27 protein-coding genes are annotated in these 25,418 nt (G+C 46.3%); 17 read left to right on the top strand and 10 right to left on the bottom strand.

From position 1 onward, the window contains the following. Window positions 1-35 precede the first annotated feature (35 nt). Complete coding sequence (locus DN92_RS03805) at window positions 36-383, bottom strand: FKBP-type peptidyl-prolyl cis-trans isomerase (protein WP_173960008.1); 348 nt, start codon at window positions 381-383, stop codon at window positions 36-38. Between the two features lie 75 nt (window positions 384-458). Between DN92_RS03805 and DN92_RS03800 the strand changes: the two genes are divergently transcribed. Further along, on the top strand, window positions 459-1,472 hold the full coding sequence (locus DN92_RS03800) for a DUF6352 family protein (protein ID WP_173960007.1): 1,014 nt from the start codon (window positions 459-461) through the stop codon (window positions 1,470-1,472). A gap of 4 nt (window positions 1,473-1,476) precedes the next feature. Here the strand turns inward: DN92_RS03800 and DN92_RS03795 are convergent, their stop codons facing one another. Continuing rightward, window positions 1,477-2,673: an MFS transporter gene (locus tag DN92_RS03795; protein WP_173960006.1), complete on the bottom strand. Its 1,197-nt coding sequence runs from the start codon at window positions 2,671-2,673 to the stop codon at window positions 1,477-1,479. Window positions 2,674-2,920: 247 nt separating this feature from the next. On the opposite strand from DN92_RS03795, the gene DN92_RS03790 reads away from it, so the two are divergent. The 5 genes from DN92_RS03790 to DN92_RS03770 all read left to right on the top strand — a co-directional run bounded on the left by DN92_RS03790 (window position 2,921) and on the right by DN92_RS03770 (window position 8,439). Then, on the top strand, window positions 2,921-5,158 hold the full coding sequence (locus DN92_RS03790; RefSeq protein WP_173960005.1) for an NADP-dependent isocitrate dehydrogenase: 2,238 nt from the start codon (window positions 2,921-2,923) through the stop codon (window positions 5,156-5,158). A 179-nt stretch (window positions 5,159-5,337) separates the two neighbouring features. Beyond that, window positions 5,338-6,300: a protein-methionine-sulfoxide reductase catalytic subunit MsrP gene (msrP, locus tag DN92_RS03785; RefSeq protein WP_173961244.1), complete on the top strand. Its 963-nt coding sequence runs from the start codon at window positions 5,338-5,340 to the stop codon at window positions 6,298-6,300. 23 nt (window positions 6,301-6,323) lie between these two features. Next, window positions 6,324-6,911: a protein-methionine-sulfoxide reductase heme-binding subunit MsrQ gene (gene msrQ / locus DN92_RS03780; RefSeq protein WP_173960004.1), complete on the top strand. Its 588-nt coding sequence runs from the start codon at window positions 6,324-6,326 to the stop codon at window positions 6,909-6,911. Between the two features lie 12 nt (window positions 6,912-6,923). Further along, a complete protein-coding gene (locus DN92_RS03775) occupies window positions 6,924-7,499 on the top strand; it encodes a lipocalin family protein (RefSeq protein ID WP_254598336.1) in 576 nt (191 codons plus the stop codon). 1 nt (window position 7,500) lies between these two features. Continuing rightward, window positions 7,501-8,439, top strand: a complete 939-nt coding sequence (locus DN92_RS03770; protein WP_173960003.1) for an MBL fold metallo-hydrolase — start codon at window positions 7,501-7,503, stop codon at window positions 8,437-8,439. Between the two features lie 9 nt (window positions 8,440-8,448). Here DN92_RS03770 and DN92_RS03765 read toward each other — a convergent pair whose 3' ends face one another. Then, entirely contained in the window at window positions 8,449-9,306 is an 858-nt protein-coding gene (locus DN92_RS03765) for a hypothetical protein (protein ID WP_254598335.1), read from the bottom strand. Between the two features lie 29 nt (window positions 9,307-9,335). On the opposite strand from DN92_RS03765, the gene DN92_RS03760 reads away from it, so the two are divergent. Next, window positions 9,336-10,109, top strand: coding sequence for an SDR family oxidoreductase (locus DN92_RS03760; RefSeq protein ID WP_173960002.1), 774 nt, complete (start codon window positions 9,336-9,338; stop codon window positions 10,107-10,109). A gap of 2 nt (window positions 10,110-10,111) precedes the next feature. Here DN92_RS03760 and DN92_RS03755 read toward each other — a convergent pair whose 3' ends face one another. After that, complete coding sequence (locus DN92_RS03755) at window positions 10,112-10,651, bottom strand: DUF2889 domain-containing protein (RefSeq protein ID WP_173960001.1); 540 nt, start codon at window positions 10,649-10,651, stop codon at window positions 10,112-10,114. Between the two features lie 103 nt (window positions 10,652-10,754). Here DN92_RS03755 and DN92_RS03750 point away from each other — a divergent pair, with 103 nt between their 5' ends. Together DN92_RS03750 and DN92_RS03745 are read left to right on the top strand one after the other, a co-directional pair. Then, window positions 10,755-11,489 carry a pseudouridine synthase gene (locus DN92_RS03750; protein WP_173960000.1) on the top strand — a complete coding sequence of 245 codons (735 nt, stop codon included), beginning with the start codon at window positions 10,755-10,757 and terminating at the stop codon, window positions 11,487-11,489. Further along, complete coding sequence (locus tag DN92_RS03745) at window positions 11,482-11,787, top strand: 4a-hydroxytetrahydrobiopterin dehydratase (protein WP_173959999.1); 306 nt, start codon at window positions 11,482-11,484, stop codon at window positions 11,785-11,787. Before DN92_RS03750 ends, DN92_RS03745 begins: the two co-directional genes overlap by 8 nt. A 5-nt stretch (window positions 11,788-11,792) precedes the next feature. Here the strand turns inward: DN92_RS03745 and DN92_RS03740 are convergent, their stop codons facing one another. Genes DN92_RS03740 through DN92_RS03730 form a run of 3 tightly spaced genes read right to left on the bottom strand, consistent with a single transcriptional unit; the run spans window position 11,793 to window position 13,163 of the window. Then, window positions 11,793-12,017, bottom strand: coding sequence for a hypothetical protein (locus DN92_RS03740; RefSeq protein WP_173959998.1), 225 nt, complete (start codon window positions 12,015-12,017; stop codon window positions 11,793-11,795). 58 nt (window positions 12,018-12,075) lie between these two features. Then, window positions 12,076-12,618 carry an isochorismatase family protein gene (locus DN92_RS03735; protein WP_173959997.1) on the bottom strand — a complete coding sequence of 181 codons (543 nt, stop codon included), beginning with the start codon at window positions 12,616-12,618 and terminating at the stop codon, window positions 12,076-12,078. A 2-nt stretch (window positions 12,619-12,620) separates the two neighbouring features. Further along, window positions 12,621-13,163: a GNAT family N-acetyltransferase gene (locus DN92_RS03730; protein ID WP_173959996.1), complete on the bottom strand. Its 543-nt coding sequence runs from the start codon at window positions 13,161-13,163 to the stop codon at window positions 12,621-12,623. An 82-nt stretch (window positions 13,164-13,245) separates the two neighbouring features. Between DN92_RS03730 and DN92_RS03725 the strand changes: the two genes are divergently transcribed. From DN92_RS03725 to DN92_RS03710, 4 genes are all read left to right on the top strand, one after another. Beyond that, on the top strand, window positions 13,246-14,052 hold the full coding sequence (locus DN92_RS03725) for a sulfite exporter TauE/SafE family protein (RefSeq protein WP_217426047.1): 807 nt from the start codon (window positions 13,246-13,248) through the stop codon (window positions 14,050-14,052). Between the two features lie 18 nt (window positions 14,053-14,070). Then, window positions 14,071-14,388 carry a hypothetical protein gene (locus DN92_RS03720; RefSeq protein ID WP_173959995.1) on the top strand — a complete coding sequence of 106 codons (318 nt, stop codon included), beginning with the start codon at window positions 14,071-14,073 and terminating at the stop codon, window positions 14,386-14,388. Between the two features lie 56 nt (window positions 14,389-14,444). Further along, window positions 14,445-15,263: a peptidylprolyl isomerase gene (locus DN92_RS03715; RefSeq protein WP_173959994.1), complete on the top strand. Its 819-nt coding sequence runs from the start codon at window positions 14,445-14,447 to the stop codon at window positions 15,261-15,263. Between the two features lie 138 nt (window positions 15,264-15,401). Continuing rightward, window positions 15,402-15,980 carry a phasin family protein gene (locus DN92_RS03710; RefSeq protein ID WP_173959993.1) on the top strand — a complete coding sequence of 193 codons (579 nt, stop codon included), beginning with the start codon at window positions 15,402-15,404 and terminating at the stop codon, window positions 15,978-15,980. 23 nt (window positions 15,981-16,003) lie between these two features. Here DN92_RS03710 and DN92_RS03705 read toward each other — a convergent pair whose 3' ends face one another. The 3 genes from DN92_RS03705 to DN92_RS03695 are packed head-to-tail and all read right to left on the bottom strand — an operon-like array spanning window position 16,004 to window position 18,749. After that, a complete protein-coding gene (locus DN92_RS03705) occupies window positions 16,004-16,846 on the bottom strand; it encodes a DUF6671 family protein (RefSeq protein ID WP_173959992.1) in 843 nt (280 codons plus the stop codon). A gap of 33 nt (window positions 16,847-16,879) precedes the next feature. Further along, on the bottom strand, window positions 16,880-17,854 hold the full coding sequence (locus tag DN92_RS03700) for a sodium-dependent bicarbonate transport family permease (protein ID WP_173959991.1): 975 nt from the start codon (window positions 17,852-17,854) through the stop codon (window positions 16,880-16,882). A gap of 22 nt (window positions 17,855-17,876) precedes the next feature. After that, window positions 17,877-18,749: a LysR family transcriptional regulator gene (locus tag DN92_RS03695; protein ID WP_173959990.1), complete on the bottom strand. Its 873-nt coding sequence runs from the start codon at window positions 18,747-18,749 to the stop codon at window positions 17,877-17,879. Between the two features lie 591 nt (window positions 18,750-19,340). On the opposite strand from DN92_RS03695, the gene DN92_RS03690 reads away from it, so the two are divergent. From DN92_RS03690 to DN92_RS03675, 4 genes are read left to right on the top strand one after another with little or no spacing between them, the layout of a single operon-like run. Continuing rightward, window positions 19,341-20,606, top strand: a complete 1,266-nt coding sequence (locus tag DN92_RS03690) for a TolC family protein (protein WP_173959989.1) — start codon at window positions 19,341-19,343, stop codon at window positions 20,604-20,606. Further along, the gene (locus DN92_RS03685; protein WP_173959988.1) at window positions 20,603-21,949 is read left to right on the top strand and encodes an efflux RND transporter periplasmic adaptor subunit; all 1,347 of its coding nucleotides are present in this window, start codon (window positions 20,603-20,605) and stop codon (window positions 21,947-21,949) included. The genes DN92_RS03690 and DN92_RS03685 overlap by 4 nt, the downstream gene beginning before the upstream one ends. A gap of 5 nt (window positions 21,950-21,954) precedes the next feature. Beyond that, entirely contained in the window at window positions 21,955-25,050 is a 3,096-nt protein-coding gene (locus DN92_RS03680; RefSeq protein ID WP_173959987.1) for an efflux RND transporter permease subunit, read from the top strand. Then, window positions 25,047-25,370, top strand: a complete 324-nt coding sequence (locus DN92_RS03675) for a P-II family nitrogen regulator (RefSeq protein ID WP_173959986.1) — start codon at window positions 25,047-25,049, stop codon at window positions 25,368-25,370. Before DN92_RS03680 ends, DN92_RS03675 begins: the two co-directional genes overlap by 4 nt. Window positions 25,371-25,418: the final 48 nt, after the last annotated feature.

The following is a 25,418-nucleotide window of genomic DNA, read 5'->3' as shown; positions in this document are numbered from 1 at the left end:
GCCTTAGTACTAATGCGGTCTTATCGTCTGCTGAATTAATTGACTCCGTGCAGTTCCACATCAAATATTAGTGTTGCATTTGGCGGGATGACACCACCAGCCCCACGTGCACCATAGCCCATTTCTGCAGGGATGATGAGGGTGCGTTTGCCGCCGATCTTCATGCCTTGTACGCCCTGATCCCAGCCCTTAATCACATGGCCAGCGCCTAGAGGAAAGCTAAATAGCTGTCCGCGGTCGAGGGAGCTATCAAACTTCTGACCCTTATGGTCTGCTGCCTTTTCATCAAACAACCAGCCGGTGTAATGCACGTCTACATGGTTGCCCGCAACCGCTTCTTTGCCTTCACCTACAACGGTATCTATTTGTTTGAGTTCGCTCATATTTATCTTTCTCTTTGGCTGAAATGGAAGGCCTAGTATATTCTGAGCGTAATCTTTTTGTTCGAGCAAACCATCATGACAAACTTCTGGCCCCATTCTCCATATAAAACCCTGTTAGTGGGTTCTGATAATCAACTATTAGTCACGGATGAATTTCTACGGACCTATTTGCTGCGCCCGGAGTTAAATTTGGTTCCTGAGTCATGCAGTGCGGAGCGTGCCCTACATCAGCGTTTGAGTGAGAATCCTCGCGCAGTGATTACGGATCAAGAAATTGCCGCAATGGCGGATCCGGATATTCAGGTGAACTATCAGGTCTGGCTTCGATATCGCAGCAAGTTGCTGGCCGCCAGCTCTTTGGAAAATTTTTATATGAGCTTGTTCAAGGGTGAGGGTGTAGATGTGCCCCCTTTGTTTATCTCGCAACTGGCGCAAATCTTCATTAGGCATATTTTGGGTGAGGAATGCCATCCCTTGGATGCGCGTATGGGTGAACTCTTTTTTAGGACGCAAAAAATTAGCGTTCTAGAGGAGGGTGTAGTCATGGGCGCGGATGATGAGGTAGTGACTCAGAATGCCCAAGCGGGAGAGACCGGCAACATCATGGATCTCCTGAAAGGAAAATCCATGTCGATGCGATCGATTGATTTGGATGTCCTACATGAAGAAAATGCAGATCTCTACTGGGATAAAGATGAGGACCATGATTTTGCAGTGCAACTGAACTTTGGTCAGCCTCCCATTAACCATTTTTGTCGAGTGCTTGAAAAATGGATACAGCATTTTTTAGGCCCACAAGTACGCATTACCCCGATGCAACAAATCACCGATCCAAAATGGTCTTGGCACGTTGGCCTAGATGCTTCTGCTACTGATATTTTGAATAAGCTCTACAACAAAGAGCCAGTAGACTCAGATGAATTAGAAAAAGTGATTTGTTTATTCCGCTTGGACTTTATTGACGAGGCCGCTGTCACCCAATCCCAAGCCGGTAAGCCTGTCTACATGTGTATTGCCATGAATAATGAGAAGCAGCTCAAGCTCAAGCCACAAAATTTACTCTTCAATCTGCCTTTAGCTAAATCTTAAGAGCTTATTGAGCTGTAGCAGTCTTCTTGCGATTACTGCTTAGCCAAATCAGAGCGCCTGCTGTCACCACAACAGGCAGTATTGATCCGAGGTTGAGAATATTCCAGCCCTGAGAGGTAATCAGTGCTCCGGAGCCGAATGAGGTAAAGGCCATGGTGCCAAAGACAAAGAAATTAATTGCAGCCTGAGCCTTATCGCGCTCTTCAGGTCGATATGCTGTCATTGCCAATGAGGTAGAGCCAGTGAATAAAAAGTTCCAACCAACACCCAGTAAAAATAGTGCAATGAGGAATTGATGAAAGTCGACTCCAGTAAGGGCAATAGCAATACACAGCATATTCAGGACAACACCAACGCCCATGATCTTCAGTGCACCAAAGCGCTGAATCAATGAGCCCGTAAAAAATCCGGGCGCGAACATGCCGATCACGTGCCACTCCAATACCAGCGCAGTATCGGTAAATGGTAGACCACAGATTTGCATTGCCAATGGAGTTGCAGCCATCAGTAAGTTCATGACGCCATAACCTAGGGAGGCGCCGATCACGGCAACCATAAAGACGGGTTGCTGCAAGATGGTTTTGAGATCTCTACCAGCTGTGAGGGCATGTTGGGTTTTGAACTCTTCTGGGAAGTGGATGAATTGCATCACGATGATGCCAATCAAGCCAGCCATTGAGAGTGCAAGGTAGGCGCCCAAGAAAGCGGTATTAAAGAGATTCTGTGTCCAGGCAGCTAGGTTTGGACCAATGACAGCACCGAGGATGCCGCCAGCAAGGACCCATGAGACGGCTTTATCCCTTTGACTGGCAACCGTGAGTTCGGCAGCGGCAAAGCGATAGAGTTGCCCATTAGCGCTGTAGTAGCCAGCAATGAAGGTGCCCACTACTAGGAGCCAAAAGTTCTTAGAAAGGGCGGCATAGGCGCAAAGGAGGGCTGAAAAGACCGCCACCAGGAGGCCAAGCTGAAAAGAGATCTTGCGACCAAAGTAATTTTGGGTTTTGGCCACGATCGATGTGGAGAAGGCGGCTCCGACCACATAGCCCATGACGGGTAAGGTGGCCATCCAGGCTACTGGGCTTAGGCTCAGGCCAACCAGACCATTAATGGCGATAAAAGTCACATTATTGGTGAGAAACAGGCCTTGGCAGAGGATCAACAAAACGAGATTTTTGTTGAGCAACGGGTGCTTTTCGATCATGTATCGCAGTTTACGGCTTTAGCAGGACATGGGCAGCCTTAATAGACCCCCCAATGCGCTTATTCAGCCAATTTGCTATCCAAATCCCTTCAAATTGCCAAGGGCGATGATTTAAAATAGATTTCTCGGTCCAGTGCGTGAAATTACACAAAAGACAGTCAAAAGCGCCTGATGTGATGCGTGCGGAATGCGAGAGGGGCTCGGAATAGACCGAACCCTAATATTTATCCATATTGAGGAACTATCAATGGCTTCAGAGAAATCAAAGATTATTTACACCCTGACAGATGAAGCGCCATCGTTGGCGACCTGTGCATTTTTGCCCATCATTCGCACTTTTACCGCACCAGCTGGAGTGGAGGTTGTGACGAGCGACATTTCTGTTGCAGCACGTATCTTGTCCGAGTTCTCTGATTGCTTAACTGCTGAGCAGCAGGTTCCCGATAATTTGGCTGAACTTGGTCGCATGACTTTATTGCCAGATACCAACATTATTAAATTACCAAACATTAGCGCCTCAGTACCGCAGTTACTCGCCGCTATTAAAGAATTGCAGGCGAAGGGTTATTCGCTACCTGATTTTCCGGATGATCCTAAAAATGATGCAGAAAAAGCGATTCGCACGCGTTATTCCAAATGCTTGGGTAGTGCCGTCAATCCGGTATTGCGCGAAGGTAACTCTGATCGCCGTGCACCCAATGCAGTGAAGCGTTATGCCCGTAAAAATCCCCACTCTATGGGTGACTGGAGTCAGGCTTCCCGCACGCATGTGTCCCATATGCATGGCGGCGACTTCTATGCGGGTGAGAAGTCAATGACAATGACCAAGGCATGTGATGTCAAGATGGATTTAGTCACTAAGAGTGGTAAGACCATTGTTCTCAAGCCAAAGGTTTCTCTGCTTGCTGGTGAAATTATCGATAGCATGTTCATGAGTAAAAAAGCACTCTGCGATTTTTATGAAAAAGAAATCGAAGATGCTTACAAGACTGGCATGATGCTTTCGCTCCATGTGAAGGCTACCATGATGAAGGTGTCACACCCGATCGTGTTTGGTCACGCCGTGAAGATTTTTTACAAAGATGCATTTACAAAACATGCCAAGTTGTTTGAAGAGTTGGGTGTGAATGCCAACAACGGTATGAGCAGCTTGTATGACAAGATCAAAACCTTGCCTGAGTCCAAGCGCGAAGAAATTATTCAAGATTTACACGCTTGCCATGAGCATCGTCCAGCATTGGCGATGGTTGACTCCGCTAAAGGCATCACCAACCTGCACTCACCAAGCGATGTGATTGTGGACGCATCCATGCCAGCGATGATTCGTGTGGGCGGCAAGATGTGGGGCGCTGATGGCCGTTTGCATGACACCAAGGCAGTGATTCCGGAAAGTACTTTTGCTCGTATTTACCAAGAGATGATTAACTTTTGTAAGACTCACGGTAATTTTGATCCAAGGACGATGGGTACAGTACCTAACGTGGGTTTGATGGCTCAGCAGGCTGAAGAATATGGTTCCCATGACAAGACCTTTGAGATTACTGAAGCAGGCGTAGCTCGCATTGTTGCTGATGACGGCACAGTACTACTTGAGCAGAATGTCGAAGAGGGTGATATCTGGCGTATGTGCCAGGTGAAAGATGCACCAATTCGTGACTGGGTGAAGTTGGCAGTCAATCGCGCACGTCTTTCTCATACTCCGGCGGTATTTTGGTTGGATGAGTACCGCCCACATGAAGCTGAATTGATCAAGAAAGTTCAAACCTACTTGAAAGACTACGACTTAAAGGACGTGGATATTCAGATCATGTCTCAGACTCGTGCCATGCGCTTCACATTAGAGCGTGTCATTCGTGGCAAAGATACTATTTCTGTGACTGGTAATATTCTGCGCGACTATCTCACAGACCTGTTCCCGATTATGGAGCTCGGTACCAGTGCCAAGATGTTATCAATCGTGCCTTTGATGGCCGGTGGTGGCCTCTTCGAAACAGGTGCGGGTGGTTCTGCACCTAAGCACGTGCAGCAATTAGTCGAAGAAAACCATTTGCGTTGGGATTCTTTGGGTGAGTTCTTGGCCTTGGCAGTTTCTCTAGAAGATATCGGCGACAAAACCGGTAATCCTAAAGTGAAGATCTTGGCTCGTACTTTAGATGAGGCTACTGGCACATTATTGGATAACAATAAATCACCCTCACCACGTACTGGTGAGCTGGATAACCGCGGTAGCCAGTTCTACTTAGCGATGTATTGGGCCCAAGCTTTGGCTGCGCAAACCGAAGATAAAGAATTACAAGCCCATTTTGCTCCGATTGCTAAAGCATTGACTGATGGTGAGCAGAAGATCATTGCTGAGCTCAAAGCGGTTCAAGGCAAGCCTGTAGATATCGGCGGTTACTTTGCAGCAGATCCTGGGAAGTGTGAAGCAGTAATGCGTCCAAGTGCCACTCTGAACGCAATTCTGAAGACTGCTAAGGCAGCCTAAAGAGTAAATCAGTTCGTTTTATTAAAAAGGCAAGCTGATCGGCTTGCCTTTTTTCATATCAAACCTGTGTTCTAGGCTCTTTTTTCAGATGAAGAAAGTAGTTCAGCAATAAATCAGCAGGCGTAGCAAAATGGTTGAAATACTTTACCTTGTCTTACATCCATTACGGAGATCTGGATATGCGCTTAAATGATCAAAAACAACTTTCTCAAGAAGTGACTCCAAAAGCAGTTTTTGAGTCTCGTCGTGAGTTGATTAAATCGGCAGCGGCTGGCGCATTTGGAGTAGCCCTAGCTCCCTGGTTCTCTCGGGATGCATTGGCTAGTAGCTCACAAAAATTGATTGCCACTCCTAATCCCAACTTCGTTCCTAAGGAAGAGTTGACTAGTTATAAGTACGTCACTGGATACAACAACTTCTATGAGTTCGGCACTGATAAAGCTGACCCTGCTGCTTATGCTGAAAGTTTGCAAACTCGGCCATGGACTGTCACGATTGAAGGCTTGGTAAAAAAACCCATGACCATCGACATTGATGCATTGCTCAAGCTTGCCCCAATGGAAGAGCGTATCTATCGCATGCGCTGTGTCGAGGGATGGTCTATGGTGATTCCATGGGATGGCTATTCTTTATCTAAATTGTTAAATCAAGTTCAGCCTTTAGGTTCTGCAAAGTATGTGGAATTTGTGACGCTAGCTGACCGCAAACAAATGCCAGGCCTCAAGAGCCAGATTATCGAGTGGCCCTATCGCGAGGGGCTGCGCCTAGATGAGGCTATGAACCCCTTAACCCTGCTGACCTTTGGTCTGTATGGCGAGACTCTGCCTAAGCAAAACGGCGCCCCAGTTCGGCTGGTAGTGCCTTGGAAGTATGGCTTTAAGAGTGCCAAGTCGATTGTCAAAATTCGACTGACTGAAGAGATGCCCAAGACCAGCTGGAGTCAGTTTGATGCCCGTGAGTATGGCTTCTATTCCAACGTCAATCCTATGGTGGATCACCCGCGTTGGAGTCAGGCCACCGAGCGCCGCATTGGAGACCCGAAGGGCGTATTCGCACCGAAAATCAAAACGCAAATGTTTAATGGTTATGGGGATCAAGTGGCGAGCATGTATACCGGCATGGATCTGAAGAAATTCTATTGATATTCAGTAATTCACCGAGCGCTATGAAGGCCCTCATTTTTCTGCTGGCACTATTGCCACTAGAGCGCTTGATTTGGCTGGGATTTACGGATGGGCTAGGCGCTAATCCAATGGAGTTCATTACGCGTTCAACGGGAACCTGGACGCTAGTCTTTTTGTGCCTCACACTGGCAATGACGCCGTTACGTTTGATCAGTAATTTAACTATTTGGATTCGGTATCGCAGAATGTTGGGCTTGTTCAGCTTCTTTTACGCCTGCATTCATTTTGGAATTTGGCTTTGGTTAGATCTGGATTTTGATCTGGCAGAAATGTGGAAAGATGTAGTTAAGCGACCTTTCATCACGATGGGCTTCATCAGCTTGGTATTGCTTGTTCCATTAGCTTTCACTTCGACGCATTGGGCACAGAAAAGGCTGCGGCGCCACTGGGTTCAGCTACATCGTTTGATTTATCTCATCGCTTGTACGGCGATCCTGCATTATTGGTGGCACAAGGCAGGTAAGAATGATCTTGATACGGTGAGCATTTATGCGGCTATCGTGTTTTTGCTACTGTGTTGTAGGATTCCTTACATACGCAACATCTTGAGCCGGCGCTCTTCTATTTAAACAGCTTATCCAATGACCTCATTTCAATTCCCTCGTTCTTTGCTCATGTCTATATTGGGTTGCTTGCTTATTTTCGCCGGCTCCACCTCGGCGAGCGCGCAACAAGGGGATCAGACCGTGAAGACCATTGCCTCTTTAGATGTTCCCCGCTATCTAGGGACTTGGTATGAAATTGCCAAGTTTCCGAATTGGTTTCAGAAAAAATGTATTAGCAATACTAAGGCGGTCTATACCGCCAAACCCGACGGCAATTTGCGAGTACTCAATAGCTGTAACACTGCCAACGGAGAGACTTCAGAGGCAGAGGGTGCAGCTCGCCAAATAGGTGCTAAAGATTCACCTAAACTAGAGGTGCGCTTTGCCCCTGAGTGGCTCTCATTTCTTCCTTTGGTCTGGGGTGACTACTGGGTAATTGATTTGGATCCGCAGTATCAGGTAGCAGCGGTGAGTGACCCTAAGAGGGAGTACCTTTGGGTGTTATCCAGAACACCACAACTCGATCCCAAGGTCTATGCTGATTTATTGGTACGCCTAAAGCAACAACAATTTGATATTCAAAAGCTTGAGCTTACTGTGCAGAAGAATTAACGTGTTCGAAAAGCGTATTGGTAATTACTTGCTCCCGCCTGGCATCGATATCTTCGAACGCGGATGGTTATCGGCGAATAATATTTTTCTGTATGGTGATGAAGATGTTTCGCTAGTCGATAGTGGATACTGCGTGCACCAGCAACTCACGGTGGACCTAGTGGCGCATGCGCTTAAGCAGCATGGTTTATCGAGCATAAGCAAAGTCGTCAATACCCATTTGCACTCAGATCATTGTGGCGGCAATGCAGTACTAGCCAAGCAATTTGGTTGTGCGATTTGGATACCAGAAGCAGAGGCGAGTGCAGTTCAATATTGGGATCATGATTTACTCAGCTTCCAACAACTAGGACAAGACTGCCCACGCTTTACTCACCAAGGTTTGCTGGTGCCGGGTGAAGAAATTATTTTGGGTCGCTATCGCTGGCAAATTCTGTCGGCCCCTGGCCATGACAATCATTCAGTCATGCTCTATCAAGAGCAACACCAGATCTTGATTTCAGCCGATGCGCTGTGGGAGGCGGGTTTTGGGGTGATCTTTCCAGAGCTTTGGGGTGAAGGGGGTTTTGAAGAAGTTGCGCAGACCTTGGAGTTGATTGAACGGCTCCCGGTTGCTTTAGTGATACCCGGGCACGGAAAGCCTTTTACGAATGTAAAACAGTCTCTAGAGACTGCAAAGTCTCGCCTCGATTACCTAGCAAGCGATGCTGATCGCAATGCACGTCATGGCGCTAAGGTCTTGCTGAAGTACAAATTACTAGAATGGCGCAGCAAAGAGATGACAGCAGTACATCAATGGATGGGTGCCACCCCCGTTCTAGAGAGCATTCGCAAGCAGTTGAATATGGCGACTGAGGACTTTCAGGAGTGGTTACCGCAAGCCTTAGTGAAATCCAATGCGGCAGTTATAGAGCAAGATCGCCTCGTTAATCTGGACTAACTACTTGGCTCAGAAGTTAAACGAAAGCTTTCCGTAAAAGGACCAGTCGTAAACGGGGTAGCTTTGGACTACTTGCTTACTCGCTCCTACTGCAAATAAGAAGTGTTTACTGAGTCGATGTGTCACCATCGCATCCAAGGGGACAAACCAGCCACCTCCACCGCCCGTATTCAAGATGATGCCGTTTTCATCCCAGAACCGAATTTGTGTATTTGGTAGGAGATTAAATCCCAGTGTTGGGAAAATATTGAGATTGCGAACCAGTGCGGGTTGATTGGGATTATTGGCAAAAGAGTTGCCTTTAGCATCAAACCCATACATGTATCGTAAGAGCGGTGAAAAGTCCGAGAGGCGCGTTTCGCTTCCTTTATTGGGCACATATATAGTGCCTATCTGAGGCCCTGCCGCCCATTGCCCATGGTTGCCAAATGGAAAAATAATTCGACCCCCTAAAGTGCCCTCCCAATTTTTCAAGACATCGGGATGATTGCCCCAAATAGTGAGCATTGTGTTGCCGGCGTTATAGGTGCCAGATGACCGCTCCGGGAGCGTGGGTCCGTAAGTCGAAACATACGATGTATCTAGCCTCAGGGTGCCTCGCCATTGGTCAAATTGCAGGGGTTGGTAGTAGCGCAGCTTCAGGGTATCGCTTTGGGTTTGTTCACCAAAGGTATTGTGATAACCCCAAAATTCCAGAACCCGTTGACTCGAATATTGATCCGATGATTTTTCTAGGTTTAAAAAGCCGCCTGAGAATTTACTTTCATCGGCCATGGCCTTACCCACAGACCCTAGTAGGGTCAATGAAATCATGGAGTGAGTAATAATTCGCAGAAATGTCATAGAGGCGTTAATATTAAATGACACTGTCAATTACCAAAAATAAGTAGAAAAATATGAAACATACCGTCTTAGTCACCGGTGCAACGGCTGGATTTGGTGAGGCTACCGCCCGCCGTTTTTTGGCTGAGGGCCATCAGGTCATTGCCCTAGGCAGACGGGTGGAGCGCCTGGAGGCCTTGAAGACTTCTTTGCCCCCAGAGCAACAGAAACAATTACTCACTTTGGCCGTGGACGTTTGCGACAGTGAAAAAGTAGACGATCTTGCTGCTACCTTACCCATAGAATTTGCTGGAGTAACAGTGCTCGTCAATAACGCTGGTTTGGCTTTGGGCTTAGAGCCGGCACAAAAAGCATTTCTTTCTGATTGGGATCGGATGATTGATACCAATATCAAGGGTCTGGTTCATATGACGCGTGCTTTCTTACCAGGAATGGTCGAGCGTCAGTGTGGCCATGTGATTAATCTGGGTTCTGTAGCAGCTAGCTATCCCTACCCAGGCGGCAATGTATACGGCGGAACGAAAGCGTTTGTGCAGCAGTTTAGTTTGAACTTAAGGGCAGATCTCATTGGAACGCCTGTACGTGTCACTTGCGTTGAGCCAGGCATGTGCTCTGGTACAGAATTTTCGAACGTACGTTTTAAGGGTGATGATGACAAAGCTAGCAAGGTCTACAGTGGCGTGAAGGCCTTAAGTGCGGATGATGTTGCAGAGGCTATTTACTGGTCCGCTAATTTACCAAGTCATATGAACATCAATTTAGTTGAGCTCATGCCGGTGCAGCAAGCCTTTAGTGCTTTTCAGATTCACCGCGGCGAGTTTAGTTAGACCTAGACTGTTGGTTTCCATTGGTAAAACTTGGGATAGACGCGCAATACTACGGGCCCGTCAAAATCCCAGGATTTACAGGTCCCTAAATAGAGGGGTGGCTTGTCGCCATCTGGATCAAAAAGCGCTCCCGGGATAGATTGAAAAGCAGCCGTAGCAATATTGCTGAGCAGCTCTCGCAGGTGGGTGCACCCCTTAATCCCTCCTAGATGTTCATTAATCGTCTTACGCCAACCCTTGCCAATGCGCTCCCCAATAAGTGCGTCCATCGGCGGTATCACTTGTGGACATTCGGGGTGGGGGTGACTATCCATTGACACCTCGATTGCTTGAATCACCAGTTCAGTATTGACGGTAATGCGAACCCACATGTCGTGAAAAGCTTGCCCCGGCTCCCAAGTTTTTCCGCCGGTAGTGAAGGGCTGGAATTTGAAGTCTCTGAGATGGGCTTCAATGTCCCATAAGCCGTCCTCACGGGCATAGCCCTGAAAAGTAATTTCACGTGTGTGGAGGGGGCTTCTAGGTGCTGGAGTCGAAAGCATAGCGGGGGTCAATTAGTCGATAGTCAGGTGTAAAAGGAAATGATAACGACTTCATTTCTCAGTCGCTCAGTAAGCTAGCTTTGTAGTATTCTCGGCAGCATACATGGCCAAACCAATCTCACTCGAAAAAATATTATTTAGCCAAGGCTTTGGCACTAGGCGCTATTGCAGTGATTTGGTTTATGCCGATCTCGTCAAAGTCAATGGTGTTTTGGCCCAAGACCCCGAAGAGCGAATGACCACAGATGGTTTGATGCTCAATGTGGAGGGGCGAGATTGGGAATTTCATGAAAAAGCCTATATTGCTTTTAACAAGCCTCCAAACTACGAGTGCTCCCATAAGACTACCCACCACCCCAGTGTCTATAGCTTATTGCCTAAGCCTTTTGTCGAGCGGGGCTTGCAATGTGTGGGACGCTTAGACTTTGATACCACGGGCTTCATTTTGATATCAGATGATGGTCAATTTATTCATAAGATGACCACTCCCAAGAAAAACATTGGGAAGGTTTATGAGATCACGACACCCGAACCGATCACTCAAAAGCAAATAGACCACTTGCTCAATGGCGTTGTACTGGATGATGATCCAAAACCGTGTTTTGCTAGCGCCTGTAAGCAGCTCAGTGAGAATAGATTGGCTATGACGATTGTTGAGGGTCGTTATCATCAAGTGAAGCGCATGATGGCTGCAGTGGGTAATCATGTTGTGAAGCTGCATCGTACCGAGATTGGGCAATACCGTATGCCGACGGATTTAGCTGAGGGTGAGTGGCGCTGGCTTTACCCAGAAGATTTACAAAAATTATCTAAAAGTGTGGAGGCATCAATTGATTAAGCCAAATTTACTTGCAAACGATTTTGATTTTGCAAAGACCTTACCTGAGTGGCAAGTGAATCAAAGCAATCCTGCGCTAGTGCGGGTATTTGAATTTAAAGACTTTAAGAGCGCATTTCAATTTATGACACTGTGTGCAGACTTCGCAGAAGAGTTGGGCCACCATCCGGATTGGTCTAATTCCTGGAATAAGGTATCAGTTAGCCTGAGTACCCATTCAATGAAAGCCTTGACCGAGCTAGATACCACCATGGCAAGTGCCATGGATCAATTCGCTCTGCAGATTGCGGGTCAGTAAATACCTTACTGAATTTCCTGATCCTCATCCTCTTCATCTTCAGAGCTCATGCTCATCAGAATGGTGGCTAGGAGGCCGTAGACTACTTCAGTGGCGATCATGCCATCTTCATCGAGCTCGTCAATCAGATCATTTAAGCAATCTTCTGTAGGCTCATTTAACAGCTTCATGGCGCATTCGCACCCATAGTCAAAATCTTCGTCGTTTTGGGTTTGAGTGTCGTTTGTCATATTGATCCTTTAGGTGATGCTGCAGAATAGCAAATAAAGGCTGATAAGCACAGGCCTATTACTTCACTAGCGCAAGAACTTCTTTAAAGGCTGGATTTTTGGCAGACTTAAGCCACTCAAAAGCCAGCATCTCTGCGCTAACGAGTCGGACTCCTGCAATCTGGAGTCGATCTAGTGCAACTTGCTTATCCAGCGCGCGGCGAGAGCCAACGCCATCCACCACTACAGAAACATCGTATCCCGCATTGATGAGCTTGAGTGCTGTTTGCATTAAGCAGACATGGGTCTCGCACCCCATCAAAATACATTGCCGACGATTTTGGGGTAACTCCTCGATGAGGCCGTCGGCACAAGCATTAAAGTATTCCTTACTCATGGTTTTGCTACATAAAGATTGAATGGCTTCGATATTACTTCCGAGGCTAGAAGGGCTTTGTTCCGTACCAATAATCGGAATGTCCAGTAACTGGGCAATCTTCGCGGTGCGGATGCATTGATTGAGTACCTCTTCGCCATGCTCAATTGCAGGCATGAGGCGCCCTTGTAAATCAATCAAGATTAAGACAGATATTTGTGAATCAATTGCGTCTGATATTTTCATGGTCACTTTTCTGATAGTGGGAAGCTGACGGTTTTAAAGTCAGGGTCATCATGGAGAGTAGAAATCTGAAAGCCGAGATCAGAAACTAGGTGCAGCATTTTAGGATTGTGTATTAAGACGTAACCTATCATTTCTTGTAGGCCGTTTTCTTTTGCATGGCTCATCAGGTCAAGCATGAGATGCGTACCAACACCCTGTGCAGTGTAGCTATCGCTCACGCTCAGAGAGAATTCGCAAATATTCTGATTGGGTGGTGTCACGTAACGTGAAATACCAATGATTTCTTCTGAGTCTGTTTGGGGGTGAATCACTGCAACTAAGGCCATTTCTTTCGCATAGTCTAAGTGCAAGATGTCTTCTAGAAATGCATCGGGCAGTTTAGAAATGGCGTGAGCGAATCTGAGATAACGGCTCTCAGGAGAAAGGTGCCCGAACAAGTCAATAATGCGTTCTTTGTCATTGGCCTGAATGGGCCGAATGAGATAAGCGAGATCGTTACTGCCATTACTTAGCACGTAGCTTTGCTTGGTAAATGGGATAGACATATTGATAGGCAACGATTCCCTATGGCTGGATTCTTGAGGATACCGTTTTTAGCTACCCGCATAAAGTACTTTTGACCCTAAAATGGATCATTCTTTTTACGGTATCACCCCATTGATGATTTCTTTGCTTCAGGCCTTTAATGCGCATTCAGCCCTATTTTTTGTGCTGGCGGGAATCAGTGTGGTGATCTTAGGCATATCCAAGAGTGGTTTTGGTGCAGGCCTTGGCGCTCTAGCGCCCCCACTGATGGCAAGTCAATCTAGTCTGGCTGAAGCCTTAGCCATCTTATTGCCGCTATTAATTGCAATGGATTTGATTGGCTTACGCCGGTTTTGGTCTAACGCTGATAGACGAATCCTCAAAATCATTTTGTGGCCTGCCGGGATCGGTATGCTTTTCGGGTTTTTGTTTTTCTCGCTGATCACGCCGCAAATGCTATCCCTATCAATCGGTATATTTACTTTGCTATTTTTGATCCAGAGTGTAGTGATGTCCCGCATTGAGCTCAAAGAAGCTAAGCCTTATCCCTTGCTAGGAAGGTTGATGGGTTGTCTATCGGGATTTACTTCCTTCGTTGCACATATTGGCGGTCCTCCGGTGACGATTTATATGTTGAGGGAAAAACTCTCGCCGATGGTCTATACCTCTACCTTAGGCATATTCTTCACCGCTATGAATTTCGGTAAGCTGGCGCCTTATGCTTATCTTGACTTACTCAACTTCAATCAATTGGCTACCTCAATACTGTTACTACCCTTAGTGCCAGTAGGCGTATATCTTGGGTTCTATTTGGCGAAGAAGATTTCGGTGAAGTGGTACTACATCATTGTTCAATGCTGCTTATTGGTCGTGAGTATCAAATTGATTGCCGATGGCTTATTTACCTAGACTTTACTAAAAGAGAATATGAATACCCCAACCCAGTTCAAAGCAATTTATGTTGTCAGTATCGCCATCGGTTTATCACCAAATAGCCTAGCGATTGGGCAAACTTTTTCTCCTTACACCCCTGCGCAAATACAAGAATTTAATAGTCAGCCAATTGCACCTGTAGAGACTCCTGCGGGCCCAGTGTATTTAGAGAATATGCCTGCAAAGCAGCAGCCCAGGCCGTCAATAGATTCACGCTACATCAAGAATCCGGATGGTGAGGAGCAGGCTGAGGCACAAGGCGCAGGGTCTGCCGCACCATTTGAGCCCATACCAGCCACGATCAGTTTCTAATGATGTTTTGAGCTCAACTGTTAACATTGCCTATCCATATTAGAAAAGAGTTATTCATGAAATTATTTGCCATTCGTTTTTTCGCAACTGCTGTTATTGCCCTAGGATGTATACCTTCTGCCTATTCTCAAAACGCATTGCCTATCAATGCTGCAGCCTCAGTCAACGGGGTGATCATTTCAAACGACAGTGTTGAGCAAGGTATTCAGGCAGCATTGGCACAGGGACAAAAAGATTCACCAGAACTACGCAAAGCTGTTTTGGGAAAAATGATTGAAATTTCACTCTTGTCGCAGCAGGCTGATAAAGATGGGCTTGCAAACTCTGACAGGGCGAATCGTGAATTGGCGTTCATTCGTCAAAATTATCTAGCGGATTTAGAGTTGTCTACTTATATGTCCAAGAATCCAGTGACGGATGCTGACATTCAAGCCGAATACAACCGTGAAATCGCCACCTTAGGACCCCAAGGCATGATCACAGAGTACAAGGTAAGCGATATTGCCGTTGCTACCGAGGCGGATGCGCAAGCTGCTTTAGCCAGAATCAAAAAGGGCGAGTCTTTTGATAAGGTAGCCAAGAGCGTATCCTTGGCACCAAATAAAGTTCAGGGTGGAGCAGTAGGTTGGGTTCAGGCAGGACAGACCTTACCTCAAATTGCTAGCGTCTTAGTAACACTATCAAAGGGACAGGTTTCTCCAGCCCCGATCCAGATGCCACAAGGTTGGTACTTGATCAAGTTGGAAGATAAAAAATCCAGCAAACCGCCTACTTTCGAGCAGGCTAAAGCAGCTATTCGTAATGGCCTGATGCAAAGAAAGCAATTTGAATTTTTATCTCAACTACGTCAGGGTGCCAATATCGTTGTTCGCTGATCCCTGTATTCATTGACGAAAAGGGCGCTTTAGGGCGTCCTTTTACATTCTATAGGCGCCTCTAGTGGTATTCCTCTATCTCCAGCGGGTGGAATCGAGAGTAGATTGAAGAATCACCAATTCAACAAGAGGGCGTATATGAGCAAGAATCCATTTGATGTCAGTGCAATGGCAAATCAGACTAAGGGGATTGAGTCAGTCAAGGCCGTCGGTCAAGTAGCATTAACTAGCGCCCAGGCGATTGCGCAATTGAATCAACAGGCCGCACAGGAGCTTGCTTCTCGCCTGCAATCTAAAGTCGCAGAGCTCATGAAAACTCAAGATCCCAAAGCGGCATTTGATTTTGTGCATGCTGAAGTCTTGCAAGAGGCGGCGAAAGAAGTCGCAGGCTATCAATCTCAACTTTTTCAAGCTTTAGCTAGCGGAAATAAAGAGATCGCTAACATTGCAGAGTCCATGATTAAAGAGTCGCAACAGGATTTGATTCATTTTGTGAATGAAGCCACTCAAAATGCTCCAGCTGGAACCGAGCCTTACACTTCTGTGTTCAAAGCCTCATTTAGTAACGCACTCCAGAATTTTGAATTAATTCGGGCAGCAATGGCAGACTCATTTGTGAGCTTTGAGAAAAGCGTTGAAAACATGAGCCAGTTTTCTGCCGTGCAAAAAGAGGGTGCCCAAAAAGAAAGTTCTGCAAGAACGAAAAAAACGAAATAGCGTCAATCAGCGAACTTGCCTGACTATGGATTGCAGTGCTTACACTGAGAGGGGTTGGCAAAGCGGAGTGTCTTGACCGCTTCTTTATCGCTGTATTGGCATTTGAGACATCCCCATATTTTGGTGATCTCTTGATCGGTAGGCATACCGCAGGCATTGCAGGGTAGGCCACGCTGAATATCCTGAATCCAGTATCCAGGAGTCTGGCATGCTGGACATAGCGAATTCATTTTATTGGCTAGATTGATGGTCGCCTGGCGAATATTTTCCATGCGAGTGGGGTTGGCAAACGCCCTAAGGTCGTTTTCAACATAAATAACGCCTTTGCTAGAGTTCGCTGAAGCCCATTCAAATGCTTCTTTCAGCTGCTGCCGAGTACCAATATTCTTTATTGATTTGGGGTGATATTCGTCTGTTGGTTTGATGACGAGAAGGTGCGAAGGAAATAGCGCCGTCTCAGCAAATTTTTCCAACCCCTCCCAATGACTAATGTAGGCGTGCGCATTTTGAGCGGGCGCGCTTGAAAAGCCAGTAATTTCTAGTTGATGTTGTTGATCAATCAGAATGACCAGTTCATTGTTCCACGGCAACATCCCAGTGTATGGATCAGCGACAAAGGCACCTTCATTAGCGAGCCCAAAATCCGTCCCCAAGAGCTCCATACCCACTTGAGCCTTCTTTCTGGCTGCATCGAGTTGACTGCCATGCCTAGGTGTTTCTAACGTAAATGTGCCAAGCAGGTCAGTATCGTAAGCAGTAGTGAGTTTGACTTGGAGGCCGGTTGCCGCAGGCAAGACTTCATCTAGCACAAGCTCTTTGCCATGCTTCGTTAAAAGACTAGCAGTTCTATTTGAAAAAATATTCATTTGAATATTATTGTTTGAGGTAGGTGCCCGTATTTACAAAACCATTTTAGCCAGCATCGCGTACAGGGGGATGCCTAAAATAATGTTGAATGGGAAAGTGATTCCTAAGGACATTCCCATATAAAGCGCTGGATTGACTTCGGGCAATGCATGGCGTAGAACGGCCGGAACAGCAATGTAGGAAGCGCTTGAAGCAAGCACCATGAGCAAGATGGTATTACCAAGTGGCAGCCCAATGAGTTTGCAGAGTACCAATGCGATGAGGGCGTGTGAGAGTGGAGAGCCAATGGCATACAGCACAGTAATCAGTGGTTTACCTTTAAGGCCTTGAAAATTTCTGGCTGCCATCAGGCCCATATCCAAGAGGAAGAATGCCAACATGCCTTTAAAGAGATCTATAGAAAATGGCGCCATTAACTTCTGACCGGCCTCACCACTCACGAGTCCTACCAGCATCGATCCAAGCAGGAGTAATTGCGCGCCATCAGTAAAAGACTCGTGAAGTATTTTAGATAGGCCTACCGGCTGATGCTGGGATTGAGTCTCAGTCTGAATAGCATGGGAGGATCTCGCCTTATTTGCCAAGACGATTGCCAGGATAATCGCCGGAGACTCCATGAGCGCCATTGCCGCAGCCATGTGGCCACCATACGGAATATCAAATTGGTTTAAGTATTGAGTGGCCGTGATGAATGTGACTGCACTCACAGAGCCGTAGGTAGCGGCAATCGCTGCCGAATCAAATGTATTGAGCTTGGTCCTGAGAATTCGGTAGCCTATCAAAGGAATTAGGATCGCGAGAAAGATTGCCAGGCCAAGAGAGAGTGCAATTTCAGTGGTGAAGCCGGATTTGTGCAGAGCAAAGCCACCCTTGAGACCCAATGCCATCAGAAGGTAAAGAGAAAGAAATCGAGAAATCGGTTGCGGAATTTCTAAGTTCGATTTGACGGCACCTGCGAATGCGCCAAAGATAAAAAATAAGATTGCGGGGTCTAAAAAATTGGCCATGATTGAGTCTTTTCTTGAATGCCTATCGCTTGATAATGGCTTCTACCAAAGGATGTTGAATCTTTTTTTCTGAACGAATGGCATAAAAATATTCATACATATCTTTGCAGCTGCCAAACATATCCATGTTGTAAGTCTCTTTCAAATTCTTTTCAATAATTTGTCCCGCAGGAAACACACCTAATCCACTAGCTGCAAAAGTCTTTAGTAAGGCGCTGTCCTCAAATTCGCCAGCGATATGGGGATTGATACCATTTTTTGCAAACCATTGATCAATCAAATGGCGCACCTTGGAATGGGTCGTTGGCAAAAGAATGGGTAAATCATTGAGACATTCTGGAAAAGATTTTTCAGTTTGCTTTAATACTTTATTGACGCCAAACCAAGCGATAGAGGATTTCATGAGCTCTTCGCTGTATACGTGTAAATTTTTATTGCTTGGCGCGGGCCGGTCAGCCAAGACAATATCCAGTCGATGTAATGCTAGGTCAGCTAAGAGATCCTCAAACTCACCCTCATGGGCAATCAACTGAACGTCATTTTTTTCTAGGATAGGCTCAAGGAGTTGTCTGGTCACCAGCTTTGATAAGCCATCGGATACACCAACTGTAATTTTGGTTTTGGGAGAGATAGCCGCATCTCTGACTGCTTCAGGCAACTTTTCTCCGAGGAGAAAGATTTGCTCAGCGATTGCTAAGGCAGCAAATCCTGATTCAGTTAAAGCGAGACCGCGACCTGCAGGCTTAAATAACAAGTAGCCCAGGGATTTTTCTAATTCATGTACTTGGGCGCTAATAGTCTGAATGGCCATATCCAGCCGCTCAGCAGCTTTAGACATGCTGCCTTCTTTGGCGACTACCCAGAAGTAGTAAAGGTGACGATAGTTATATTGCATTATCAGGTTTTTACGAAATTATAATCAATATATCTCTGCTTTTACTGAAAAGCCTGATTGCCTATAGTAAAGTTATAAAAAGGCATGGGATCCATGGAAAAAATTGGGGGAGATAAAAAGAGTCCGGATTTCCTTATTGAAACTCTAGGACCAACAAGTAATTAGTAGAACTCAGCAGAACTCAGAAGAACTCAGCAGTTCTCTTTCTTACCCTCTTTTGAGGGTATTTTTTTAGCAAATATTCAGGTAAATACTGAATTAATATCATTTAAATTCTGCTTTATTCTGAATAATTACCTTGTTATTCTGATTTTTGTTTTTAATGAAAGGGAATTCTGTGAAGTAGCCTGCCAAAAAATAGATCCTCAATGCCGTCAATGAGGCCTGAAGGGTTCTTTAAATAGGTTAATTGAACGTCAAGGCAAGGCCGTTTTAATTTTTATAAATGCTTGTACTGTGACTTTTCCGCACCAAACCGCAAAATATCCAGTCAAAACAGTGCTTCAAGCCCTTTTTTCGAGAATTTTTACCGACCCGTCATCTGTATAGACAGGATAATGATTCATTCTATTTTTATCTAAAATTGCATTAATGAAATATATAAAACCTGTGTCGATATTAGCTGCCTGTGTATTTTTTTCAGGCGGAATCAATGCACAAGGTCAAAAACCACTCAACGTCAATGAATTAATTCGGATTGCACTCGATTCCAGCCCTCAGGTGCTTGCCGCCAGAGATCAATCTAGGGCAATCAGAGGGCAGCTGTCCACAGCACGTGCCATCCCAAATCCAGAATTTGAATTGAATACTGGCCAGCAAAGATCAGCGACGGGCCCCTTAACAACGGGCAACGTTTCTTCGTGGTCCGTGACCCAGCCGCTGGATATGCCGTACACCCGGTTTCCGCGTGTAAACGCTGCTGAGGCCAATGTGCGTGCTGCAGAAGCAACACGTATTGCCTTCGAAATAGAAATGATTTCTAGAGTGCAGCAACGCTTTTATGAGTTGATGCGTCGTGATGCAGAATTAAAAGCTGCCGAAGAAGATTTAGGTTTGACAAAACAGATTCGTGATCGCATGCAAATACGTTATGACGTTGGTGAGACTGCACGCTTTGAACTGATTCGTGCGCAGACTGAATTTTTGAACGCGCAAATTAATACTGAGTCGAGCAAGCTCCGAGTGGATCAGGCTAAAAGTCAGCTGAGGCAGGTAGTTGGGCATAACTTACCAGCCGATTATCAAGTCGTCACGCTACCCGTCAAGATGGAGACATTACCCTCTTTGCCGATCTTGTTAAGTGAGTTGCATGCACAAAGTCCAGACTTGCAGAGGGCAAAAGCAGAAGTGGAGGCTACCGAATCTAAGCTGAGTTTTGAGCAGAACTCTCGACTGCCCAAACTTTCTGTAAAGGCACAGCAATATAACGACCCCAACTTTACTGATCGCCTTTATGGTTTGGTGGTGAGCATTCCAATTTGGGACTTCAAGGGTGGCCAAATTGCTGAGGCTGAGGCCAATGCATCGAAGGCGAGAAATCAATTGAACGCCCAAAGCCAGAGCCTTGAGCAGCAGATGGAGACGGCTTATAAGCTCTATCAGATCACCAGTTATCAAGTCAAAATTCTGGATCAAGAGGTTGTTCAGCTGGCATCTAGTGCACGACGCATTGCAGAGGTCTCTTATCGCTATGGCGAGCGAGGAATGCTGGAGTATTTAGATGCGCAAAGAACCTTTAGGATCGCTCGTAATGATTTGATTAAGGCGAGGTTTGATCTGGCTTCAGTGGTTACTGAGATTGAGCGTTTAAGAGCAACCCCAGAGTGGGTTGCCAAAATTGAAAGTGGAAAGCAATGAAGCAAGAGTTTACGGAAATGACGGCAAAGTTAAAAGAGTTCTGCGCCCGCTATATGGCAGTTGCCAAGGCCTATGCTCAGGACTGGGCTGCCACCGTCGTCAAAACCCAAAATGATTTGTATACCTTTACCCATACCTGGTTTAGTGAGCACTTGCCACGTGTGGCGCAGCAATACGACAAGAGCCCCCAATGGACACAGAAGGGTCTCTTTTATCTTCCTTGGTTTTTTCTATTCCTGATCATCCTCAATTACTTCAATGTGTTTGATAGAAGTCCGATGATTAAGTCTATTCAAGACCCCAATGTGGTGATTGTGAATGACGATTTACGCAAGATGATTGCTGATGGAAAGGTAGCTAACGGCTCTTTTGTGGAAGAGCTGCGCGCGTCTGGTCGCATTGATTTCAATGAACTATTTCTGTCGCGTATTGGTGCAAATGTGACCGGTCGTGTTTCTGAAATCCTAGCGATTCCTGGTCAGATGGTAAAGCAGGGTGACATCTTGGCAAAGATTACATCCACAGAATTAACGCAGTCCCAACTCTCGTATTTAAAAGCAAAAAGTGCCAGCCAGTTAGCAGATCAAGCTGCCAACCGTGCCAGAATTTTGTTTAAAGAAGACGTGATTGCTTTGGCTGAATTACAAAGACGCGAAGCGGAGTCTAGTAGTGCAAAGGCCGAGTTTCGGGCGGCAAATGACCAGCTCAGAGTACAGGGAATGGATCAGGCTAGCATTGATCGCCTCGCAAAATCGGGCGTGATTGAATCCATTAATAATGTTATTGCCACCATCCCCGGGGAAATTGTTGAGCGGAAAATTAACAAAGGGCAGGTAGTGCAGCCTGCAGATGCGCTCTTTACAGTAGCTGACTTGAGCTCTTTATGGGCTGTAGCAGAAATTCCAGAGAGCAGTTCCTATTTGATTCGTAAAGGCCAAAAAGTCACTCTGATTATTCCTGCCCTCAAAAATGCGCAGACGGAAGGCGTAGTAGCGCACGTCGATTCCATTGTGAATCCGCAAACCCGTACGGTAGTGGTCAGAATGGAAGTGCCTAACAAAGATGGCTTAATCAAGCCCGGTATGTTGGCAACCATGTTGATTGAAAGTCAACCTACTGAGCGATTATTAGTGCCAGTCAGTTCAGTAATTCGGGAAGATAATTATGACCACGTATTCATTCGCGAAGATGACGATACTTATCGCATGGTGACCGTCAAGTTAGGGCCGGAAGGGAAGGGCTATCGTCCGGTTATTTCTGGCCTCAAAGAGGGGCAAGAAATTGCGGTCGATGGTGCATTTCATCTGAATACTGAGCGCAAGCGACAGCTGAGCGGCGGATAATTAGCATGATTGAGAAAATTGTTCGTCTCTCACTAAAGCAAAGGCTATTGGTAGTCATTATTGCGATTGTGCTGATGGTTGCTGGTTTGTTGGCGACAAAACGCTTATCGGTAGATGCTTTCCCAGATGTCACCAATGTACAAGTGCAGATTGCTTCAGAGGCGCCAGGCCGCTCACCTGAAGAGGTGGAACGTTTTGTCACGGTGCCGATTGAGCTGGCAATGACCGGTTTGCCTGGTTTGACTGAAATGCGCTCGCTTAATCGTAATAACCTCTCTGTCATTACTTTGGTTTTTACTGAAAAAACAGACCTGTATTTTGCGCGGCAGTTGGTCACCGAGCGCTTAATTGAAGTTGCCTCCAAGATGCCCGTGGGAATTACGCCGGTGATGGCGCCCCCATCAACAGGTTTGGGCGAGATCTATCAGTACACACTCGATCATCCTTCGGATGGAGATAGACAGTTAACCGTGGAGGAGCTAGAGGAGCGCCGCACAATACAGGATTGGATTGTGCGACCGATGCTGCGCTCTGTAGCTGGCGTAGCAGAGATTAATACCCAAGGTGGCTATGCCCGTGAATACCAAGTCTTAGTCAATCCAGAAAGATTGCGCCACTATCAAATTAGTTTGCGCGAGGTATATGAGGCACTCGCCAGAAATAATGCAAACTCTGGTGGAGGCCAACTGCCCACTTACGCAGAACGATATCTCATTCGAGGAGTTGGCCTGATTACCCAACCAGAAGACATTAGAAAAATTATTCTCAAAGAAGTGAAGGGGATTCCGGTTTATGTAAAGAACGTTGCTGAAGTCACAATTGGTAGTGAAGTCCGTCAGGGTGCGGCTATCAAGAATGGTTACACCGAGAGTGTTGCCGGCATTATTCAGATGATTCGTGGTGGTAATGCGCGCGATGTCGTCAATCGGATCAAACTCAAGGTTGCCGAAATTAATGAGGGCAAGTTACTACCCGATGGCCTGCAAATTGTGCCTTTTTACGATCGTACAGATCTTGTCAATGCGGCGATGTTTAACGTGGCTAAGGTCTTAGTCGAAGGCGTCATTCTGGTCGTCATCTTGCTATTTTTATTCCTCGGGGATGTGCGTTCATCACTTATCGTGGTAGCTACTCTGATCCTCACACCGCTCCTGACGTTCTTGGTAATGAACCGCTATGGCATTTCAGCCAATCTCATGTCGCTCGGAGGTCTTGCGATTGCCATTGGCATCATGGTGGATGGATCGGTGGTGGTGGTCGAGAATACCTTTGCGAAATTAGGTGAGCGCTTAAAGTCTGGAGAATCCAAGAACCGAATTATTTTAGAGGCCGCTACCGAGGTTGGAACTCCAGTGCTCTTTGGTGTTGGCATCATCATCTTGGTCTTCATGCCCCTCCTTTCGCTCGAGGGTATGGAAGGAAAAATGTTCGCGCCAATGGCCATCACGATTGCTATTGCGTTGACTATCTCTCTCATCCTATCGTTTACCTTGTCACCAGTTTTATGCTCCTACATCCTTAAGGGGGGTAGTGAGGATGACACCAAGTTAGTAGCTCGCCTACGTGCGCCTTACGAGCGTTGGCTTCATTGGAGTTTGGCTAATCCGAAGTTAGTGGTGAAGCGCTCTTTAATTGGTTTGGTTGTCAGCTTGGTGGGGTTTGTTTTACTTGGTAAGGCATTTATTCCGGTGATGCAAGAGGGGGCAATTACTCCGGTGATTGTTCGTGCTCCCAATATTTCCTTGGATGAATCAATCAAGCTGGAATTTGAAGCAATTAAGCGCATCATGACTATTCCAGATGTTCAGATGGCAGTCTCGCGTTTAGGAAAAGGGGAGTCTCCCGCGGATCCAGGTCAGCCAAATGAGTCTGATCCGATTGTGACGCTCAAGCCTTTGGGCGACAGAAAATTGAGTCAGGAAGAAATAGCGCAAGAAATTCGTAATAAGTTAAAAACACTCCCTGGTATTGAGTTATCTATTTCACAGCCAATTGCTGCCCGAGTTGACGAGATGGTCTCTGGGGTACGCTCTCAGGTTGCGATCAAAATCTTTGGGGATGATATGGTCATGCTCCAAAAGTTAGGTGCTCAAATTAGTCAAATTCTGACTAAGATGAAGGGTAGTAACGACTTGCGTATTGAGCAGGCCTCTGGACAAAACTACCTCAACATTGTGATCAATAGAGATGCCATCGCACGCTATGGCATCAATGTATCGGATGTCAACGAGGTCATTGAAACCGCTATCGGTGGTAAGCAGGCTAGTATCGTGTATGAAGGAGAGCGTCGCTTTCCATTGATGCTTCGTTACCCATCGTCCTATAGAAATAAAGTGGATGCCATCGAAAATATTATCCTGCATTCTCCAGAGGGTGCTCAAGTATTGATGCGTGATTTGGCTGAAATTACTTTAGTCGACGGCCCTGCACAGATCTCACGAGAATCGGGTAAGCGACGTTTGGTGGTGGGCGTTAACGTGGAAGGCCGAGATCTTGGTGGCTTTGTGAAAGAGGCGCAAGATCGTATTGCCAAGCAGGTAGAGTTGCCTCAAGGCTATACCCTGGAGTGGGGCGGTCAGTTTGAAAATATGGAGCGTGCTATGGCACGCTTAATGGTCATCATTCCATTAACCATTCTTGCTATTTTCTTCCTGCTGTTCATGCTCTTTAAGTCCATCCGTTTGGCCGGCCTTATCATCCTGGTGCTCCCGTTTGCTTCTATTGGGGGAGTCTTTGGTTTGTTCATTACAGGAGAGTATTTGTCAGTGCCTGCAGCGGTGGGCTTCATTAACTTATGGGGTATCGCGGTGCTGAACGGCGTCGTATTGATCTCCTTCATTAAGCAGTTGCGTGAGGACGGTTACACCATGGAGGATGCATTACTTCATGGTTGCGGTCACCGGTTTAGGCCCGTCATGATGACTGCTTCGGTAGCGATGCTGGCTTTAGTGCCAATGCTGTTTTCTGGCGGACCGGGATCAGAGGTCACTCGCCCTCTCGCAGCAGTGGTGATTTCTGGATTAATTACCTCAACAGCATTAACATTGCTAGTACTCCCCGTCTTATATAGATGGTTTGAAGATAAAGAGGTGGAAGCATGATGGAAGTCAAGGCGGTAATACGCCCAAATAAATTAGCCGCTCTTAGAACGGCATTAATAGAAACCCCGGGATTTCCGGGTATGACGGTGACCAAGGTTGAAGGCTGTAGCGCTCCTAATCGGACCAGTAAGTCCAATATTAAGGATGAGCTCACGGACTATTCTGCGAAAGTGAAGATCGAAATTGTCTGCAATGATGAAGTTGCTGAGATCTTTATGGACCGCATTGTCACTATTTGCCAAACGGGTCAAGTTGGTGATGGCGTTGTTTGGTGTACTGAGGTTCCCAAGGCATTTTTTATTGCCAAGACGACTCCCTAAATCAGGCCCAATTTAGCTTATTTGATTTATTTGGAAAAAATCACAAAT

It is taken from the genome of Polynucleobacter arcticus (genome assembly GCF_013307205.1).
GTDB lineage: Bacteria > Pseudomonadota > Gammaproteobacteria > Burkholderiales > Burkholderiaceae > Polynucleobacter > Polynucleobacter arcticus.
This window is presented reverse-complemented; position numbering and strand designations above follow the sequence as displayed.

What these genes read in the sequence shown, in the direction of transcription:
- DN92_RS03760 (WP_173960002.1), top strand. Translation starts at nt 9,336, where the DNA reads ATGAAACATACCGTCTTAGTCACCGGTGCAACGGCTGGATTTGGTGAG.
- DN92_RS03710 (WP_173959993.1), top strand. Translation starts at nt 15,402, where the DNA reads ATGAGCAAGAATCCATTTGATGTCAGTGCAATGGCAAATCAGACTAAG.
- msrP (WP_173961244.1), top strand. Translation starts at nt 5,338, where the DNA reads ATGCGCTTAAATGATCAAAAACAACTTTCTCAAGAAGTGACTCCAAAA.
- DN92_RS03690 (WP_173959989.1), top strand. Translation starts at nt 19,341, where the DNA reads ATGAAATATATAAAACCTGTGTCGATATTAGCTGCCTGTGTATTTTTT.
- DN92_RS03750 (WP_173960000.1), top strand. Translation starts at nt 10,755, where the DNA reads ATGGCCAAACCAATCTCACTCGAAAAAATATTATTTAGCCAAGGCTTT.
- DN92_RS03730 (WP_173959996.1), bottom strand. Translation starts at nt 13,163, where the DNA reads ATGTCTATCCCATTTACCAAGCAAAGCTACGTGCTAAGTAATGGCAGT.
- DN92_RS03805 (WP_173960008.1), bottom strand. Translation starts at nt 383, where the DNA reads ATGAGCGAACTCAAACAAATAGATACCGTTGTAGGTGAAGGCAAAGAA.
- DN92_RS03725 (WP_217426047.1), top strand. Translation starts at nt 13,246, where the DNA reads ATGGATCATTCTTTTTACGGTATCACCCCATTGATGATTTCTTTGCTT.
- DN92_RS03740 (WP_173959998.1), bottom strand. Translation starts at nt 12,017, where the DNA reads ATGACAAACGACACTCAAACCCAAAACGACGAAGATTTTGACTATGGG.
- msrQ (WP_173960004.1), top strand. Translation starts at nt 6,324, where the DNA reads ATGAAGGCCCTCATTTTTCTGCTGGCACTATTGCCACTAGAGCGCTTG.
- DN92_RS03700 (WP_173959991.1), bottom strand. Translation starts at nt 17,854, where the DNA reads ATGGCCAATTTTTTAGACCCCGCAATCTTATTTTTTATCTTTGGCGCA.
- DN92_RS03715 (WP_173959994.1), top strand. Translation starts at nt 14,445, where the DNA reads ATGAAATTATTTGCCATTCGTTTTTTCGCAACTGCTGTTATTGCCCTA.
- DN92_RS03735 (WP_173959997.1), bottom strand. Translation starts at nt 12,618, where the DNA reads ATGAAAATATCAGACGCAATTGATTCACAAATATCTGTCTTAATCTTG.
- DN92_RS03720 (WP_173959995.1), top strand. Translation starts at nt 14,071, where the DNA reads ATGAATACCCCAACCCAGTTCAAAGCAATTTATGTTGTCAGTATCGCC.
- DN92_RS03680 (WP_173959987.1), top strand. Translation starts at nt 21,955, where the DNA reads ATGATTGAGAAAATTGTTCGTCTCTCACTAAAGCAAAGGCTATTGGTA.
- DN92_RS03695 (WP_173959990.1), bottom strand. Translation starts at nt 18,749, where the DNA reads ATGCAATATAACTATCGTCACCTTTACTACTTCTGGGTAGTCGCCAAA.
- DN92_RS03705 (WP_173959992.1), bottom strand. Translation starts at nt 16,846, where the DNA reads ATGAATATTTTTTCAAATAGAACTGCTAGTCTTTTAACGAAGCATGGC.
- DN92_RS03790 (WP_173960005.1), top strand. Translation starts at nt 2,921, where the DNA reads ATGGCTTCAGAGAAATCAAAGATTATTTACACCCTGACAGATGAAGCG.
- DN92_RS03755 (WP_173960001.1), bottom strand. Translation starts at nt 10,651, where the DNA reads ATGCTTTCGACTCCAGCACCTAGAAGCCCCCTCCACACACGTGAAATT.
- DN92_RS03795 (WP_173960006.1), bottom strand. Translation starts at nt 2,673, where the DNA reads ATGATCGAAAAGCACCCGTTGCTCAACAAAAATCTCGTTTTGTTGATC.
- DN92_RS03685 (WP_173959988.1), top strand. Translation starts at nt 20,603, where the DNA reads ATGAAGCAAGAGTTTACGGAAATGACGGCAAAGTTAAAAGAGTTCTGC.
- DN92_RS03675 (WP_173959986.1), top strand. Translation starts at nt 25,047, where the DNA reads ATGATGGAAGTCAAGGCGGTAATACGCCCAAATAAATTAGCCGCTCTT.
- DN92_RS03800 (WP_173960007.1), top strand. Translation starts at nt 459, where the DNA reads ATGACAAACTTCTGGCCCCATTCTCCATATAAAACCCTGTTAGTGGGT.
- DN92_RS03775 (WP_254598336.1), top strand. Translation starts at nt 6,924, where the DNA reads ATGACCTCATTTCAATTCCCTCGTTCTTTGCTCATGTCTATATTGGGT.